The organism is Sorangium sp. So ce128, assembly GCF_051525245.1.
Lineage (GTDB): Bacteria > Myxococcota_A > Polyangia > Polyangiales > Polyangiaceae > Sorangium > Sorangium cellulosum_B.
In genome coordinates this window covers 9,612,043-9,629,094 of the sequence record NZ_CP150313.1, presented here as the reverse complement: position 1 = coordinate 9,629,094, position 17,052 = coordinate 9,612,043, and the positions used below count along the sequence as shown (strand labels likewise).

Below are 17,052 nucleotides of genomic sequence, written 5' to 3'. Positions count from 1 at the left end.
AACTGATCCATGATCGGTATCCCCGGGTACACCCTGACAGGCCTCATCCACGAATCCGCTGCGTCGACCGTGTACCGAGGATACCGCAACGAGGACCGGGCCCCTGTCGCGGTGAAGCGCCTCAGGAACGAGCGCCCAGCGCCGGCCGAGGTCGCGAGGCTTCGCTACGAGTACGCCATCGCCAAGGAGCTCGCGCTGCCAGGCGTGGTTCACGTCCTGGGCATCGTGAAGATCGGGGCGAGCCTGGCGCTCATCATGGAAGACGCCGGGGGCTGCACGCTCCATGAGCTCATCAGCGCGCGCTCCCTCACGCTCAAGGACGCGCTCCGGATCGCGATATCCATCGCGAGCACGCTCGAATCCATTCATCGGGGCGGAGCCGTTCACATGGACATCAAGCCGCAGAACATCATCGTCGAACCGTCCACGTGGAACGCCAAGATCATGGACTTCGGCAGCGCCACCCGCCTCTCCCAGGAGGCACAGCGGCCGAGGAGCCCCGCCGCCTTCGAGGGCACCCTGGCGTATATGTCGCCGGAGCAGACCGGGCGGATGAACCGCGTTATCGACCTGCGCACAGACCTCTACTCCCTGGGGATCACTTTGTACGAGATGGTGACGGGCAAGCTCCCTTTCCCGACGAAGGACCTCCTGGAGCTCGTGCACTGCCACATCGCCAGGCTCCCGCCGCCGCCGGCGCGGGTCTCGCCCGACGTACCGCGCTCCGTCTCTGACATCATCATGAAGCTCCTGGCGAAGAGCCCCGATGATCGGTACCAGGGCGCCTACGGGCTCCGGATGGATCTCGCCGAGTGCCTCACGCAGCTCGAGGCGGCGTCGGCGATCGAGCCGTTCGCGCTCGGGCGCCACGATTACGTGGACGCGCTCCGGATCCCGCAGAAGGCCTACGGCCGCGAGGCGGAGCTCGCGGTCCTCGAAGGCGCGTGGCGGCGCGTCAGCCAGGGCGCGAGCGAGCTGCTCCTCGTGTCCGGCCACGCCGGTATCGGCAAGTCGCTCCTCGTCGGCGAGATCCAGAAATCCATCGCGCAGGGCAAGGGGTACATCGTCGCTGGCAAGTTCGACCAGATCAACCGGACCGTCCCCTACGCGGCCGTGGCGCATGTCTTCCGGGAGCTCGTCCGAGCCCTCTTGACCGAGCCCGCGGAGGCGCTCGCGCTGTGGAAGGAGCGAATCGCGAGCGCCGTCGGGCAGAACGGCCAGCACCTCGTCGACCTCATCCCCGAGCTCGAGCTCCTCCTCGGCCCCCAGCCCGGCGTCGAGCCGCTCGGACCGACCGAGGCGCAGGCCCGCTTCCACCTCGCGTTCCGGAAGTTCTGCAGCGCCATCCCCGCCCAGGAGCACCCCCTCGTCGTCTTCCTCGATGACCTGCAATGGGCGGATCCGGCCTCGCTCAAGCTCCTCGAGCAGCTCCTGACCGAACCGGAGATCAAGCATTTCCTCGTGATCGGCGCGTACCGCCACAACGAGGTCGACGAGAGCCACCTGTTTTCGATCACCCTGGGGGAGCTGCGCAAGGCCGGGGTAGCTGTCGGCGACATCGACCTCAAGCCGCTCGAGCTTCCCGTCGTGACGCGGCTCCTCGCCGACACGCTCTCCTGCGACCCCGAGCGGGCCGAGCCGCTCGCGCGCCACGTGATGAGCAAGACCCACGGCAACCCGTTCTTCATGAACCAGTTCATGAGGGCGCTGCACGCCGAGAAGCTCGTCTCCTTCGATCCGGCCCGGCGCGAGTGGACCTGGGATCTGCCGCGCATCCAGCGGATGAAGGTCACGGACAACGTCGTTGACTTCATGGCGGGCAGGCTCCTGGAGCTCGATGGACGCGCGCAGCGCACCCTCACGCTCGCCGCGTGCATCGGCTATCGCTTCGACCTGAAGACGCTGGCGAGGGTGGCCGACAGGCCGCGCCGCGAGGTGGCAGGCGAGCTGTCGGCGGCGCTCCGCGAGGGGCTGATCCTCGCCGTCGGCGCGGACTCCAGGTTCTTCGACGCGGCCCTGAGCGGCGCGATGACCGGCGAGGCGGACGAGCCGGAGCTCGCGCTCGACGCCGCCTACCGGTTCTTGCACGACAGGGTCCAGCAAGCGGCCTACCGGCTCCTCGACGAGCCCCGCAAGCAGGAGATCCACCTCCAGATCGGGCGGCTCCTGCTCGCGGACAGCGACCCTGGCGACATGGAGGGTGAGGTCTTCGAGGTCGCGACCCACATGAACCTCGGCGTGCCGCGGATCACCGATCCGGAAGAGCGCGTCGCGCTGGCGCGCTTGAACCTCGAGGCGGGCAGGAGGGCGAAGGCCGGCGCGGCGTACGAGGCGGCCGCGAGCTACTTCGAGGCCGGCACGAGCGCGCTCGGTCCGAAGCGCTGGGACGACCGGCACGATCTCACCTTCGCGCTGACCACCGGGCTCGCGGAGTGCCTTTGCCTGACAGGCCAGTTCGACGCCGGCGAGCGGCTGTTCGACGCGCTCCTCGAACACGCGAGATCCCCGCTGGACGGCGCGCAGGTCCGCAACCTGCGCATGTCGTTCCACCTGATGCGCGGCGACCTCTCCGAGGTCGTGCGATGCGGCCTCGAGGCCCTCGCGCTGCTCGGGGTCGACATCCCCGCGGCGGCCGAGGAGCAGCGCGCGCTGCTCGGCAGAGAGCTCGAGGCGATGCAGGCCCACCTCGCGAGCCGCCCGATCTCCGCTCTCCTGAAGCTGCCCACCGTCGCCGATCCAGAGAAGCAGACCGTCCACCGTCTCCTCGCGGACATGACGCAGCCCGCCTCCGCGCTCGGGCTACCGGTCCTCGGGCCGCTCACGCTCATCATGCAGATCAATTTCGCGATGGAGTGCGGCAACTCGAGCACCTCCGCGTACGCGTACGTGCTCTATGCGGTGCTTCTGATCGACGGCGTCTTCGAGCCGAGGACGACGGAGGACCGGTACAAGGAAGCCTACGAGTTCGCCAAGGTCGGTATCGAGCTGAACGAGCGGATCCCCAACCCGCGCATCACGTGCATGCTCCTCACGACCTTCGGGGCCATCCTCCATTTCTTCGAGCCGCTCCGGGACACGATCAAGCTCCTGGCCCGCTCGCGGCAGGCCGGCCTGGAGTCGGGAGATCTGGCGTACTCGTCTTACTGCTGCATTCACATGGTCTCGGCGAGCCTGAGCCTCGGCGACGATCTCGGCGCGGTGGCCGGCGAGATCGAGCAGGATCTCGCGCTCATGCGGCGGACGAACGACAAGCTCACGACGCTCATCCTCACGTGCGCAAGGCAGGTCGTCGCGAACCTCACGGGGACCACCGCCGGGACGCACACCCTGAGCGACAACACCTTCGACGAGGCCGCCTTCGCCAGCAGGGTCTCGGTCCCGGAGCTCACCTATGTGGCCGCCTGGTACCACACGCAAAAGGTCCAGCTGGCCTATCTCCACGGCGACCACGGCGCCGCGCGCTCGCTCATGGCCGCCGCGGAGAAGATGACCGCCGGCTGCGTGAACAACTTCTGGGCGACCGAGCTCGTCTTCTATTCGTGCCTGACCCTCGCCGCCTCGTGCGACGGCGCGCCGGCCTCCGAGAAGGAGCGGCTCGTGGCGGCGCTGTCGGCGCACCGGGAGAAGCTCGCCCGCTGGGCCGAGCTCTGCCCCCGGAGCTACGCGCACAAACATCTCCTCGCCGAGGCGGAGATCGCGCGCATTTCGGGCGGCGATCGGCACGCCGTGGCGCAGCTCTATGACAGGGCGATCGAGGGCGCCGAGGAGGCCGGGTTCACGCGCGACCAGGCGCTGGCGAGCGAGCTCGCCGGGAAGTTCCACCACGCGAACGGCCTCACCCGGAGCGCGCGCGCCCACATGACCGACGCCCATCACGGCTACATGCAGTGGGGAGCGACCGCCAAGGCGGACCGCCTGGCGGCCGAGGCGCCGCAGCTCGTGCAGAAGGTCGCGCTCACGTCGGCGCCGCCTGGCATGCTGGAGCACGCCCGGGCCGCGGTCCAGACCACCTCGACGACGAGGCTCAGCACCAGCGTGCTCGACGTCGAGGCGGTCATCCGGGCCGCTCAGGCCATCGCCGGCGAGGTCGTCCTCGACAGCGTTGTCAGCCGGCTGCTCGACATCGCGATCCAGAACGCCGGCGCGAAGAAGGGGGTCCTCGTCCTGGAGCGCGATCATCAGCTGATGATCGAGGCGTCCATCACCGTGGATCCGAACGCGGTGAGGGTCGGCCTGCTGCTCCCCATCGAGGGCAGCGCCGAGGTCCCCGCCTCGATCGTGCAGTACGTCGCGAGGACGATGCAGCCGGTGGTCCTCGCGGACGCGAGCCACGAGCCTCGCTTCGCCGCGGATGTGTACGTCGCCGCGCACAACCCGAGATCGATCCTCTGCCTGGCGATGGTGCACCAGGGGCGCACGAACGGCGTTCTTTATCTGGAGAACAACACGGCGACCAACGTGTTCACGCCGGCCCGGCTGGAGCTCTCGAAGCTCCTTTTGGCGCAGGCGGCGACCGCGGTGGAGAACGCCGTGCTCTACGCGAACCTGCACAGGCGCACGGAGTCGCTGCGCCTCGCCGAGGAGCAGCTCAGGGTCGAGTTCTCGGCGCGGGAGCGGAGCGAACACGCGCGCGCCGAGCTCCAGGAGGAGATCATCCGCGTGCAGAGCGCCCGCCTGGCGGAGCTCTCCACGCCCATCATCCCGATCACCGACCGGGTCATGGTCATGCCGCTCATCGGGATGATGGACCGGCAGCGGGCGGAGCAGGTCCTGAGCACGGCGCTCCAGGGGGTCGAATCGAGCGGCGCCGAGGTCGTGATCATCGATATCACCGGCGTGAGGACGGTCGACGGCGACGTCGCGAGCACCCTGATGAACGCCGCCGTCGCCCTCCGGCTGCTCGGGGCGCAGGCGGTGATCACGGGCATCCGCCCGGACGTCGCCCAGACGCTCATCCGGCTGCAGATCGACCTCGGCGCGGTTGTCACGCAGGGGACGCTCCAGAGCGGCATTGCCTACGCCCTGCAGCGGGTGGGGGGCCGCGGCGCGCCCCTCGGAGCGCGCGCGCGGTGAGGAGCGGCCGGGGCGCCTCGTTCAGTGCGACGGCGGGCCGCTCTCGGGCCCGCTCTCCGCGCCGAGCGGCCTTGCCCTCGACCTCCGGAGCGCCCGCCCCTCCAGCGGGTCGATGAACGCGGGCCTCACCACGCCCGCGATGCGCTGCTGGATCGCGCGGGCGACGTGCGCGACGTGGGGCGGATCCATCATCGTGAAATGGTTGCCAGGCACCGACTGGAGCGCAAACTCCCCTCGCGCGAGGTCCATCCAGGCATGGACGGCGACCGCGTCTTCCGGGCTGATCTGCTCCCGCGCGCGCAGGAACAGGATGCTGGCGTCGGTCGGCTGCGGCGCGTAGCTCGCGAGCGCCTGCCACGTGCTCATGACCTCGGCGCGGAGCCGCGTGTCGTCCTCCATGGCGGCCATGAAGCTGCGGTATCTCTGCGACGCGATCGCCTCGATCTTCGCCATCTCGTGGCCCAGGGCGCTCGCCGGAGAGCGGTCGCTCGCGCCCTGTACGCCGCCCGTGTCGAGCAGCAGCAGCAAAGGCACCTTGCGCCCCTGCGCGAGCAGCTGCTGCGCCATCTCGTACGCGACGACGCCGCCGGCCGAATGCCCGCCCAGGAGGTACGGACCCTCGGGCCTGACGCTCAGGATCTCCTCCACGTACCGGGCGGCGATCGCGGGAATGGACATGGCGGACATGGCGCTCGTGAAGCCCGGCTCGCTCGGCTCCACCCCGGTGGGTTGAATCCCGTAGACGGGCAGCTCGCCGCCCAGGCGCTGCGCCAGGGGGCGATAGAGGTGGACCGTGCCGCCGAGCGGCGGGATCAGGAACAGCGGCGTGGCGTCCGGCGCCCCCGCCTGCAGCGAGACGAGGAGCTGTCCGGCAGCGCGCCTGGCCGTGAGGACCGCGGCGCTCCCGCTCCGCTGCGTCATCGCGGGGCTCAGGGGCGCCTTCGAGCTCGGAGGCAGCGCTTCCCGGACGCGCTCGGTGAGCACCGCGACCGAGGGAGGACCGGACGACGCCGGCGGGCTCCAGATCTTCGGCGGCAGGGATCGCACCGTGGCCGGACCCACGGTGCAGGTGCTGTCGAGCACGTGAGCGGCGCGCTCGAACGGGTACGTGGGGAGCGGCACGCGCCTCCGGCGCTCGTCCCGGGAGAACGCGGCCCAGTCCACGTCGACGCCGGCGCACCAGAGCCGGCCCACCGCGGCGAGCAACGCCTCGAGGTCGCCGGGACCCTCGCCCGGGCCCGCCAGGGTGGTCGCGACCCGTCGCTCCGCGTCGGGGTGCCGCGACGCCACCGCTGCCAGCGCGGAGCCGGGACCAACCTCGAGGAGGACGCGATCGGCCGAGGCGAGCAGCATGGCGATGCGATCCTCGGGGCGAGCCGATCCCGTGGCCTCCTCCTCCGCGCGCCCGCGCAGCGCGACCCGGGCGACCGCGTCGTCGAGCGAGAGCACGCCGCCGACGCACGCGGCGGTGACCTCGCCCACGCCGTGCCCGAACAGCGCGGCCGGGCGGATCCCCCACGACATCAGGAGCTGCGCCAGGGCGTATTCGGTCGAGAAGAGGGCGGCCGCGCTGAAGCGCGGAGAGCCGAATTCCGCGTCGCCGCGGGCGCGCTCCTGCTCCTCGGGGAAGAGCTGGTGGCGGAGGTCCACCGACAGCTCGCGGCGGAAGAGCTCGGCGCACTGGTCGATGCTCTCGCGGTAGACGCGCTCGTGCAGGTAGAGCTCGCGCCCCATGCCGGCGTGCTCCGCGCCCGTGCCCGGGAACAGGAAGACGACCTCCGGCGGCCGCCTTCCGGCGACGTGCGTGACGACACGGGCGGGGTCGCGCCGATCGAGGTAGGCCGCTCCCGAGGCCGGATCCGCGCACACCACCGCGCGGCGGTGCGCGAAAGGCACCCTGCCCCGCTGCAGGGTGAACGCGACGTCGGCGAGCGAGCTCTCCGGCGCGCGCCGCAGGTGCTCGGCCAGCCGATCGGTGCTCCTCTCGAGCGCGGCGCTCGTCTTCGCCGAGACGACGAGCAGCTGGCAGCGCCTGGACGGGCCGGACGGCGCCCGCTCCGGCGCCTCCTCGACCACGGCGTGCGCGTTCGTGCCGCCGATGCCGAAGGCGCTCACCGCGGCGCGGCGCGGGGCTCCGCCGCGCTTCCACGCGCGCGGCGCGGCGTTGACGAAGAACGGGCTGCTCGCGAGATCGATCTCGGGGCCGGGACGACGGAAATGGAGCGTCGCGGGGATGAGCTCGTGCTCCAGCGCCAGCGCCGCCTTGATGAGGCCGGTCACCCCGGCGGCCGCGCGGAGGTGGCCGAGGTTGCTCTTCACCGAGCCGAGCGCGCAGAAGCCGACCTGGTCGGTCGCCTTCCGGAACACCCGCGACAGCGCGGCCACCTCGATCGAGTCGCCGAGCCGCGTGCCCGCGGCGTGCGCCTCCACGTACGTGATGCTCTCCGGGCTCACGCCGGCAGCGGCGTGGGCCCGGGTGACGGTCTCGATCTGCCCCTCCAGGCTCGGCGCCGTGTAACCCACCTTGAGCGCGCCGTCGTTGGTGACGGCGGAGCCGCGGATCACGGCGTGGATCGTGTCGCCGTCGTCCAGCGCGTCCTTCAGCCGCTTGAGGACGACGAGGCCAACACCGTTGCTGGCCACGATGCCGCTCGGCTCGGCGTCGAAGGGCCTGCAATGGCCGTCGGGCGACGTGACCGCGCCTTCCTCGTGGAGATAACCGATCCTCCGCGGCGAGAGGATGCCGACACCGCCCGCGAGGACCATGTCGCTCTCCCTGGTGAGGAGGCTCTGGCAGCCGAGGTGCACCGCGACGAGCGACGTCGAGCACGCCGTCATGACGCTCACGGCGGGCCCCCGGAGCCCCAGCTTGTAGGCCACGCGCGTGGTCAGGGAGTCGGTCACGTTCCCGGTGTAGATCCGGTAGTGCTCCGAGTTCGGCGCGGCCGGAGGCGGCCCGACGCGCTCGATCCAGTAGCTCGGGGCGTCGCTCCCGGCGAACACGCCGATCGGCTTCGGGTAGGCGAGCGGGTTGTACCCGGCGCTCTCCATGGCCGCCCAGGCGCACTCGAGGAAGACCCGCTGCTGCGGGTCCATGAGCACGGCCTCCTGCGGGCTGTAGCCGAAGAACGCCGCGTCGAAGCACATGACGTCCTCGAGCAGGCCGGCCGCCGGGATGAACCTGGGCGACCCGATGAGCTCCGACTCCACGCCGAGCGCCTTCAGCTCCTCGGACGAATAGAAGGCGATCCCCTCGACCCCGTCCTCGAGCATCGACCACAGCGCCTCGACGCTGCGTGCCTTCGGGAAGCGACCGGCCATTCCGATGATGGCGATGGCGTTGTCGGGGATCGCCTCCCGCGCCGGCGCCTCGGTCGCGGGGGCCGCGGCGCCGGGTCCACGCGCGGCGACAGCGCTCTCTCCCGGGGCGGCCGCCAGAGGGCCCCTCCTTAGATGGGCAGAGAGGCTGCGGATCGTCGGGTACTGGAACAGATCCATGATGGGCACGTCCTCGCCGAGCCGCGCCCGGATGCCGGCGCGGACCCGGGTGAGGAGCAGCGAGTGGCCGCCGAGCTCGAAGAACGGGTCATCGAGGCCGACCTCGTCGATCCCGAGCACCTCGCGCCAGATCTCGCCCAGGATCCCCTCGATGGCCCCGGCGGGGGCCGGCGCCGCCGCCCGCGGCTCGGCCGCCCGCGGCTCGGGCTTCGCGCGGTCGTCGGCCGGGAGAGCCGCCATGTCGACCTTCCCGTTCGCGGTGAGCGGCAGCGCGTCGAGCTTCACGAAGGCGGCCGGAACCATGTAGTCGGGGAGCTTGGCCGCCGCGAGATCGCGCAGACCTGCGGGCATTACGCGCGTCTTCTGCCGCCGGAGAGGGCTGTTCGCGAGCGCCCGCGCTGGCGGGGTCTCCCCGGGTCGCGCCTGGATCCAGGCGCTCGGTCGCGGCGCGCCGCCCGAACGTTCGACCGAGCGCTCGAACAGCACGTCCATGCAGCCCGGGCCTGAGGTCCTCGACCCGGTGATCCGGACCGAGCAGCCGAGGCGCGCGCCGAGCGCCCATAGCGCCTCCGGCTCGATCGCGGCCATCGCGGCGCGGTCCACCTCGGCGCCGCCCCCTTCCCGCAGCCGGCTCGCGGCGATCACGTCGGCGTGCACGCGCGCGTTCGGGATCCCCAGGACCTCCAGCGCGCCGGATCCCTCCTCGCGCAGCGCGCGCTCGACGCCCGCGAGGCCCTCCGACCCAGCCCAGTCCAGGGATCGGCCGATGGCGACGGGCTCGGGCGCCGCGCCCACGTGCAGGACCACGTCGTAACGGAAGCGCGTCATCTCGTCGGAGCCCGAACCCCGCTTGAGCCAGCACTCCACGTGCTCCACGCCCGGGATCTGGCCGCGCAGCGCGTGAAAGAACTCGGGCGCGAGCACGAGCTCTTTCTCGGCGAGGGCCGCCCGCCCCACCCGGGCCCAGAGCTCGGCCGGGGCCACACCCGCTGGCGCGCGGTGGAGCTGCACCGAGGTGTGAAACGCCTCGAGCAGGGGAAGGCTCCTGATGTCGCCCAGGAACACGACACCACCGGGCGCCGCCGCGCGCACGGCGCCCTCGATCACCGAGCGCAGGTAATCGGCGCCGGGGAAGTACTGGACGATCGAGTTCAGGAGGATCACGTCGAAGCTGCCCGGAGCGACCCCGCTGAAATCGTTCGCCTCCCGGCGCTGAAGCGACACATGCGAGAGCGTGCCGCGCGCGAGCGCGGGGCGGAGGAGCGAGATCGCCTTCTCCGAGAAATCCGTCCCGAGGTAGCCGGCGCACTGCGGGGCCAGCTGCAAGAGCAAGAGTCCGGTCCCACAGCCGATCTCCCACGCCCGGCGCGGCTGGAACGAGAGGATCCGCTCGACCGTGTGGTCCCGCCAGGCGCGCATCGCTCCGGCGTCGATGGGATCTCCGGTGTAGCTGCTGTTCCAGCCCGTGATGTTGAAGCCCGGATCCACGCCGGCGCCGCGCTTCCCGTAGGTGCCGTCGTACAGCGCCTGCCACGCCGAGACGTGCTCTGCTTGCACGGCCGGGGTCTGCTCCGCGGCGCCGCCGTCATCGAGGCGAGGGATGACGTAGGCGACAAGCCGCTTGTTGCCTTTCGTGTCTTCCCGCGCCACCACGACGGCCTCTTCCACGGCGGGGTGTTCCCGCAGCACGGCCTCGATCTCGCCGAGCTCGATGCGATAACCACGGATCTTCACCTGGTTGTCGATCCGCCCCAGGAACTCGATGTTCCCGTCGGGGAGCCACCGGGCGCGATCGCCGGTGCGGTACATCCGCGCGCCCGGCTCGTCCGAGAACCGATCGGGCAGAAACCGCGCGGCGTCGAGCTCGGGCCGGCGCAGGTACCCGCGGGCGATGCCGGCGCCCCCGAGGGTGAGCTCGCCCGGGACGCCCACCGGGACGAGCTCCCCGCGCGCATCGAGGAGGTAGACCCGCATGTTGTCGATGGGGCGGCCGATCGAGGGGTCGACCGTCGCTGTCCCGGCGCTCGGCCGCGCCTTCGGCACCGGGCACGAGGTAGCGACCACGGTCCCCTCGGTCGGGCCGTAGTTGTTCACGACGTCGAAGGGGAGCGCCGCGGCAGGCCAGACGCGGAGCTTGTCTCCTCCCGTGAGCAGGCACCGGAGCGCCGCGGAAGCAGGCCAGTCGAGGCGCAGGAGCTCCTCCGCCATCGGCGTGGGCAGGAACGAGACGGTGATCTCTCGCGCGAGGAGCCACGCTTGAAGCTCTTCCGGGGAACGGCGGAGCGGCTCTCCGGGGATGAACAGGCACGCTCCCGCGCATAGATAGGGCCAGAGCTCCCATACCGACGCGTCGAAGCCGGGGCTCGCGACGAGGGTCGCGCGATCCGCGCTGGAGACGGCGAAGCGCCGCACGTGCCACGCCACCAGGTTCACGAGGCTCCGGTGCTCCACGAGCACGCCCTTGGGACGGCCGGTCGAGCCCGAGGTGTAGATGGCATAGGCCAGGTCCCGGGGGCCTGCGCACACCGGAGGGGGCGACCCGTCCCGCGCCGTCAGCTCCGGCCCGTCGGCGTCGAGGTGGATCACCGCGCCCGCGAACGGCGGGAGGCGATCGGCGAGGTGCGCCTGCGTGAGGAGCACCGGCGCCCCGGAGTCCTCGAGGATGAACGCCAGCCGCTCTCTCGCGATCTCCGCGTCCACCGGCAGATACGCCGCGCCCGCCTTGAGGACTCCGAGGATCCCGACCACCAGCTCCAGCGAGCGCTCCGCGCAGATCGCGACAAGGGTATCGGCCTCGACGCCCAGCGCGCGCAGGCGGTGCGCGAGCTGGTTCGCCCGACGATCGAGCTCCCCGTACGTGAGCGACCCGCGATCGGACACGACCGCGGCGGCGTGCGGCGCGCGCGCCGCCTGCTCCTCGAAGCGATCCAGGACGCTCAGGTCGCGCGGGAAATCAGCGCCGGTATCGTTCCACTCGACGAGCAGCTGGCGCCGCTCGCGCTCCGGGAGCATCGGCATCGACGAGACGGATCGCGCAGGATCCGAGGTGGCGGCCGCGAGGAGCGTGAAGAGGTGCTCCAGCATCCGCGCCATCGTCGCCCGCTCGAAGAGGTCTGTGCTGTACTCCAGCATCCCGGCCACGCCGCCGGCGCTCTCCCAGGCATAGAGCGACACGTCGAAGATCGTCTTCTGCGCGTCCGTGTCGATGGCGCGCGCCTCGACCCCGGTGAGGTGGAGATCGCGCTCCGCAGGCGGCTGCGGCGCGAACACGATCTGCACGAGCGGGCTGTAGCTCGGGTCGCGCACCGGCTGGAGCTCCTGGACGAGCCGCTCGAACGGGAGCCTGTCGTGCGCATAGGCGTCCAGGCACACGTCCCTCACGCGGCGGAGCAGCTCCTCGAACGACGGCTCGCCGGAGACGTCGATCCGGACGGGGACCACATTGACGAAGAAGCCGATCGCCGCCTCGAGATCGGCGTGATCCCGGCCCGCGCTCGGCAGACCGACCAGGAGGTCGTCGCGCTGCGTGGTGCGGTGGAGCAGGACCGCGAACACGGCCAGGAGGACCATGTTCACGGTCACATTGTTTCGCGCGCCGAGGTCCCGGACGGCCCTTCCGACCTCCGGATCGAGCTGGAACGGGAGGGTCGCGCCGCGGAAGGTCTGGACCGGCGGCCGGACGTGATCGCCTGGCAGCTCGAGCAAGGGCGGCACGTCGAGGAGCCTCTGCTTCCAGCCGGCGAGCAGCTCCGACAGCGTCTCTTCGGTCATCTGCTCGCGCTGCCACGAGGCGAAATCGGCGTACTGGAGCGGCGCGTGCGGCAGGGGAGGGGGAGCGTCCCGACGGAAGGCCTCGTAGAGCGCCGCGATCTCGCGGTAGGCCACCTCGAGCGACCAGCCGTCGATGGCGATGTGGTGGATATGCAGCCAGAGGAGGTGATCGCGTGGCCCGAGCCGGAGCAGCCCTGCCCGGAAGACGGGGCCGCGCTTCAGATCGAAGATCCTCCGGGCTTCCGCGGCGAGGAGCTGCTTCGCCTCGGCCTCGCGCTCGTCCTCGGAGAGGTGCTGGAGGTCCGCGACCTCGAGCCGGAAAGCGGCGTCCTCGACGACGATCTGGACGGGCAGGCCGTCGATCTCCGTGTAGACGGTGCGCAGGATCTCATGACGGCGGACGAGCTCACGCAGGCTCCTGTCGAGCGCCGCGATGTGGATCTCTCCGGTGAGGCGGAAGGGACAGAGGCAGTTGTAGGCCCTGCTCTCCGGCGCGAGCCGGTAGAGGAACCACATGCGCTCCTGCGCGAACGACAGAGGGACCGGCCCTGTCCGGGCGCCTCTCGGAATGACATGCTCGCTCCGGGGTGCCGCGCGGCCGCCCGCCGCCGCCAGCGCGGCGAGCCCGGCGACGGTCGGATGCTCGAAGAGCTCCTGGAACCCGATGTCGATCCCGAAGGCCCCGCGGAGGCGGGAGGACAGCTGGACGGCGTGCAGCGAGCTGCCGCCCAGCTCGAAGAAGCTGTCGTGCACGCCCACGCGCTCCACGCGCAGGAGCTCCTTCCAGAGGCCGGCGAGCGCCCCCTCCAGCTCGGAGCGCGGCGCCACGAAGGCGCGCGCGAGCTCCTGGCGCGCGCCCCCGGGCGCAGGGAGCGCCCTGCGGTCGATCTTGCCGTTCGGCGAGGTGGGGAGCGCGTCGAGCGCCACGAAGGCGGAGGGGACCATGAAGCCTGGCAGTTGGCCCTGCGCGAGGGCGCGCAGCGCGGGGAGGAGCGCCTGCGCGTCGCTGGCGGAGGCGCCCTGGACCGCACGGGGGACGGCGTACGCCACGAGCCGCTTGTCGCCCGGCGCGTCCTCGCGCACCACCACCGCGACCTCGCGCACCCCGGGGTGCTGGCACAGCGCCGCCGCGATCTCGCCGAGCTCGATGCGGTGGCCGTGGATCTTCACCTGATCGTCGATGCGGCCGAGGAACTCGATCTCGCCCGACGGGAGGTAACGCGCGAGATCGCCAGTCCTGTACAGGCGTGAATCCGGGGAGTCGCCGAACGGATCCTGGAGGAAGCGCTCCTGCGTGAGCTCGGGGCGGTTCAGGTAGCCGCGCGCCACGCCGGGGCCGCCGATGTAGATCTCGCCGGCGACGCCGACGGGGACGGGCGCGCGGTTGCGATCGAGGAGCAGCACCCGGACGTCGGGGAATGCGACGCCGATCGAGCTCGACCACGGCCGCTCCAGATCGGGCTTTCCCATCGCGCGGTGGGTGGCGATCACGGTCGTCTCGGTGGGACCATAGACGTGGACGAGCCTGGGGTGCTCGTCCCCGTGGCGGTCCCACCACGGCTCGAGCATCGCCACGTCGGACGCCTCGCCGCCGTAGATCACGAGACGCAGCCGCAGGCGGTCGCGGAGCGCTGGCTCGGCCGCCGCGTCGGCGTGGATGAGCTGGCGGAGCGCCGAGGGCGTCTGGCAGACGAGGGTCACCCCTTCATCACCGAGGAGCCTGTAGAACGCGTCCGGCGTCCGGCTCGTGACGAACGGGACGACGACCAGCCGTCCGCCGTGGCAGAGCGCGCCGAAGATCTCCAGGACGGAGAAATCGAACGCATACGAGTGGAACAGCGTCCAGACGTCGCGGTCGCTGTAGCGATACGCGCTGGCGGTGTGGTCGAAGAGGCGAACCACGTTGGCGTGGCTGACCATCACCCCCTTGGGCTTCCCGGTCGATCCCGAGGTGTAGATGATGTACGCGAGGTCGTCCGGGCCCTCGTTCGGCGCGGGCCCTACCTTGTCCTCGGGCTGTCGCTCGATCATGGCCCGATCCGCGTCGATGCACACCACCCTCGCGCTCCCGCTCCGGAGCCGGGAGGCGAAGCGCTCCTCGGTGAGGATCACGGGCACGCCGGCGTCTTCCAGCAGGAAGGCGAGCCGGTCCGCCGGGTAAGAGGGGTCGAGCGGGACATAGGCGCCGCCGGACTTGAGGACGCCGAGCAGCGCCACGATCATCTCGAGCGATCGTTCCAGGCAGACGCCGATCGGGACCTCGGGCCCCGCGCCGCTCTCCCGGAGGAGGTGGGCTATCTGGTTGCTCCTTCGATCGAGCTCGGCATAGGTGAGACGCTGTCCCTCGAACACAACCGCCACCGCGGACGGGGTGCGCCGGGCGTGCGCCTCGACCCGCTCGTGCAGCCGATCGCGCGGCGGATCGAACACCTCGCCGCGGTTCCACGCGAGCAGCGCGCGGCGCTCCTCCTCGGTCAGGACCGGCAGCTCCGAGACGCGCTGCTCCGGGTCGCCCGCCGCCCCGCGCAGCAGAACCGCCCAGTGCCCGAGCAGCCGCTCGACCGTCGCGCGCTCGAAGAGGTCTCGATTGTAATCGACGCGCGCGAAGAGGCCCGCGTCGGTCTGCTCGACGCGGACGGCGAGCTCGAAGGCCACCTCGGTCGCCTCGCGCGCCACCTCCGTCAGCGTGAGCAGAGGGCCTCGCTTCGGCTCCAGCGTGCTCGGCTCGCTGGAGAAGATGGCCTGGACGAGCGGTGCGCGGCTTGGATCCCGCGGCAGCGAGAGCTGCTCGACCAGAGAGGTGAAGGAGAGATCCCCGTTCTCGCTCCCCTCCTGCAGGGAGCGGCGCACCTGGCGCAGGAGCGCGCGAAAGCTCGGATCCGCGCCCAGCCTGCCCCGTACGGTCACGAGATTCCCGAATGCCCCGATGAGGCCTCGGGTCTCCTCGTCTCGTCCGGACAGCGGAACGCCGATGAGGACGTCGTCCTGGCCGGTATGGCGGTGGAGCACGGCGTGCATTCCCGCGAGCAGGACGGCGGACAGCGCCACGTCCTCCTCCCGGGCCAGCGCGCGGAGCTCTCGCACGAGCTCCTGATCGAGCGCGCGCTCCGCCGAGCCTCCGGCGAAGGTCCGCTCCGCGGGCCGCGGCCGATCCGTCCTGATCTCCAGCGCTTCCGGTGCCCCCGAGAGCTCGCGACGCCAGTGCGCGAGCTGCTGGTCGAGGAGCTCGGCGGTCCTGTGCTCCCGCTGCCGCCGTGCGTGGTCCTGGTAGCGTAGCGGCGGCGCCTGCAGCTCGACGCCATGATAGCCGTCGAATAGCTCCGAAAAGAACAGCGCCACGCTCGGTTTGCCATCCGAGAGGAGGGGGTGCATGGAGAGCGCGATGAGGTGGCGCCCTGGATGCACCCGGATGAGGCTCACGCGCCAGAGAGGGCCGCGCTCCAGATCGAGGGGCCGAGCGATCTCCCGGCGGGCCATCGCGAGCGCGGCTCCATCCGAGGCGGGCTGTCCTTCGGCGCCGAGATGCACCTCGAGGAAGTCGATGTCTGCCCGCGGCGAGACGACCTGCACCGGCTGTCCCTCGCGCTCTGCGAAGGATGTCCTCAGGATCGCCTGACGCCCCGTGAGCTCCTCGATGGCATGGACCAGCCTGGGCACGTCCAGCTCGCCGTCCAGCCACGCCGCGCCCCCTTCGTTCAAGCCCGGCGCGGCGCCTCGGCCCCGGGCGAGCACCCAAGCACGTTCTTGCTCCAGTGAGAGCGGGGAATAGGAAATTTCGTTCATCGCGGATGACCTCCTTGTTGCTGATAGGGGTCGGTCGCATCGATGCGCGTGGAGCAACCGCGCGCCGCGTCGAGACGTTCGACACGCGCACACCTGCGCGCACACCGTGCTTGCTGATCTGTCGTATGCTCTTCAGACATCTGGGCCGCCTGGTCACCTGGGCACGAGGAGCAGGCGCCAAGCTGGGCCAAAGCTTGTAAAAGCGTGCAAAATCGATGTCGTCCGCATCGCGATGCGGCCGCTACGCAGTATGAAGTATGGACACCACGACGCCAGTGTGTATTTGGGAGGAGGCAGGTGCTGGCGATTGATGGGCCTTGTCTGAATTCGGGGATCTCGATCTCGCGCCTGCTCTTGTGGTCCGATAGACAAATCCGGCTGCCGCCTCACCCTGAGTTGGTCTCCTTCCCCACCTTCCGGGGTGCTTCCAGCGAATCACGTCAGAATCGTGCTCGCGGCAGCCGTCGACACGCTCGGTCCTTCGCTGCACCGTTGCCCTCGGGGAACCGGGGACGGACATGACTGGACGAGTCGCGGTCGACAGGCAGGGCGCAATCCAGTCATCCGGCACCGTGCAGGTCTGTCATGCCTCCGACCCGCCGATGCTCGCAGCCTGGCGGGATCGGCCCCCGTCAAGGGTAGCGGAACGCCTTGCCCGCCTTGAACAGGTTCACGCTCCACGCACCGATGCCCGTGAAGCCGTAGCTCGTGGCCGTGTTCCACTCCGTGGTTGAGGTGGCCGAACCCGCCGGAATGGCCCGCCGGCTGCTCCGCGCGCACGTGCAGCTCCAGCGCTGGCAGCAGCTCGACGCGCGACCGACCGCTACCTTGCCGTTGAGCCCTCCGGAGCGGTTCTCAACGGGGGAACCCCCACATGGCGCTTGCTGGTCGGCTTGACCGGCTTACTAGTACGACAGCAAGGCACCG

The 17,052-nt window shown here is 70.9% G+C and carries 2 protein-coding genes; one reads left to right on the top strand and one right to left on the bottom strand.

Annotation, left to right across the window (positions count from 1 at the left end; all coding sequences use genetic code 11):
* Positions 1–9: 9 nt before the first annotated feature.
* Positions 10–5,073 carry a protein kinase domain-containing protein gene (locus WME82_RS36580; protein ID WP_438039102.1) on the top strand — a complete coding sequence of 1,688 codons (5,064 nt, stop codon included), beginning with the start codon at positions 10–12 and terminating at the stop codon, positions 5,071–5,073.
* Positions 5,074–5,094: 21 nt separating this feature from the next.
* Here the strand turns inward: WME82_RS36580 and WME82_RS36575 are convergent, their stop codons facing one another.
* A complete protein-coding gene (locus WME82_RS36575; protein ID WP_438039101.1) occupies positions 5,095–16,125 on the bottom strand; it encodes an amino acid adenylation domain-containing protein in 11,031 nt (3,676 codons plus the stop codon).
* Positions 16,126–17,052: the final 927 nt, after the last annotated feature.

Bases quoted from the DNA above. Each gene is read 5' to 3' on its own strand.
- WME82_RS36575 (WP_438039101.1), bottom strand. From the start codon at position 16,125: ATGAACGAAATTTCCTATTCCCCGCTCTCACTGGAGCAAGAACGTGCT.
- WME82_RS36580 (WP_438039102.1), top strand. From the start codon at position 10: ATGATCGGTATCCCCGGGTACACCCTGACAGGCCTCATCCACGAATCC.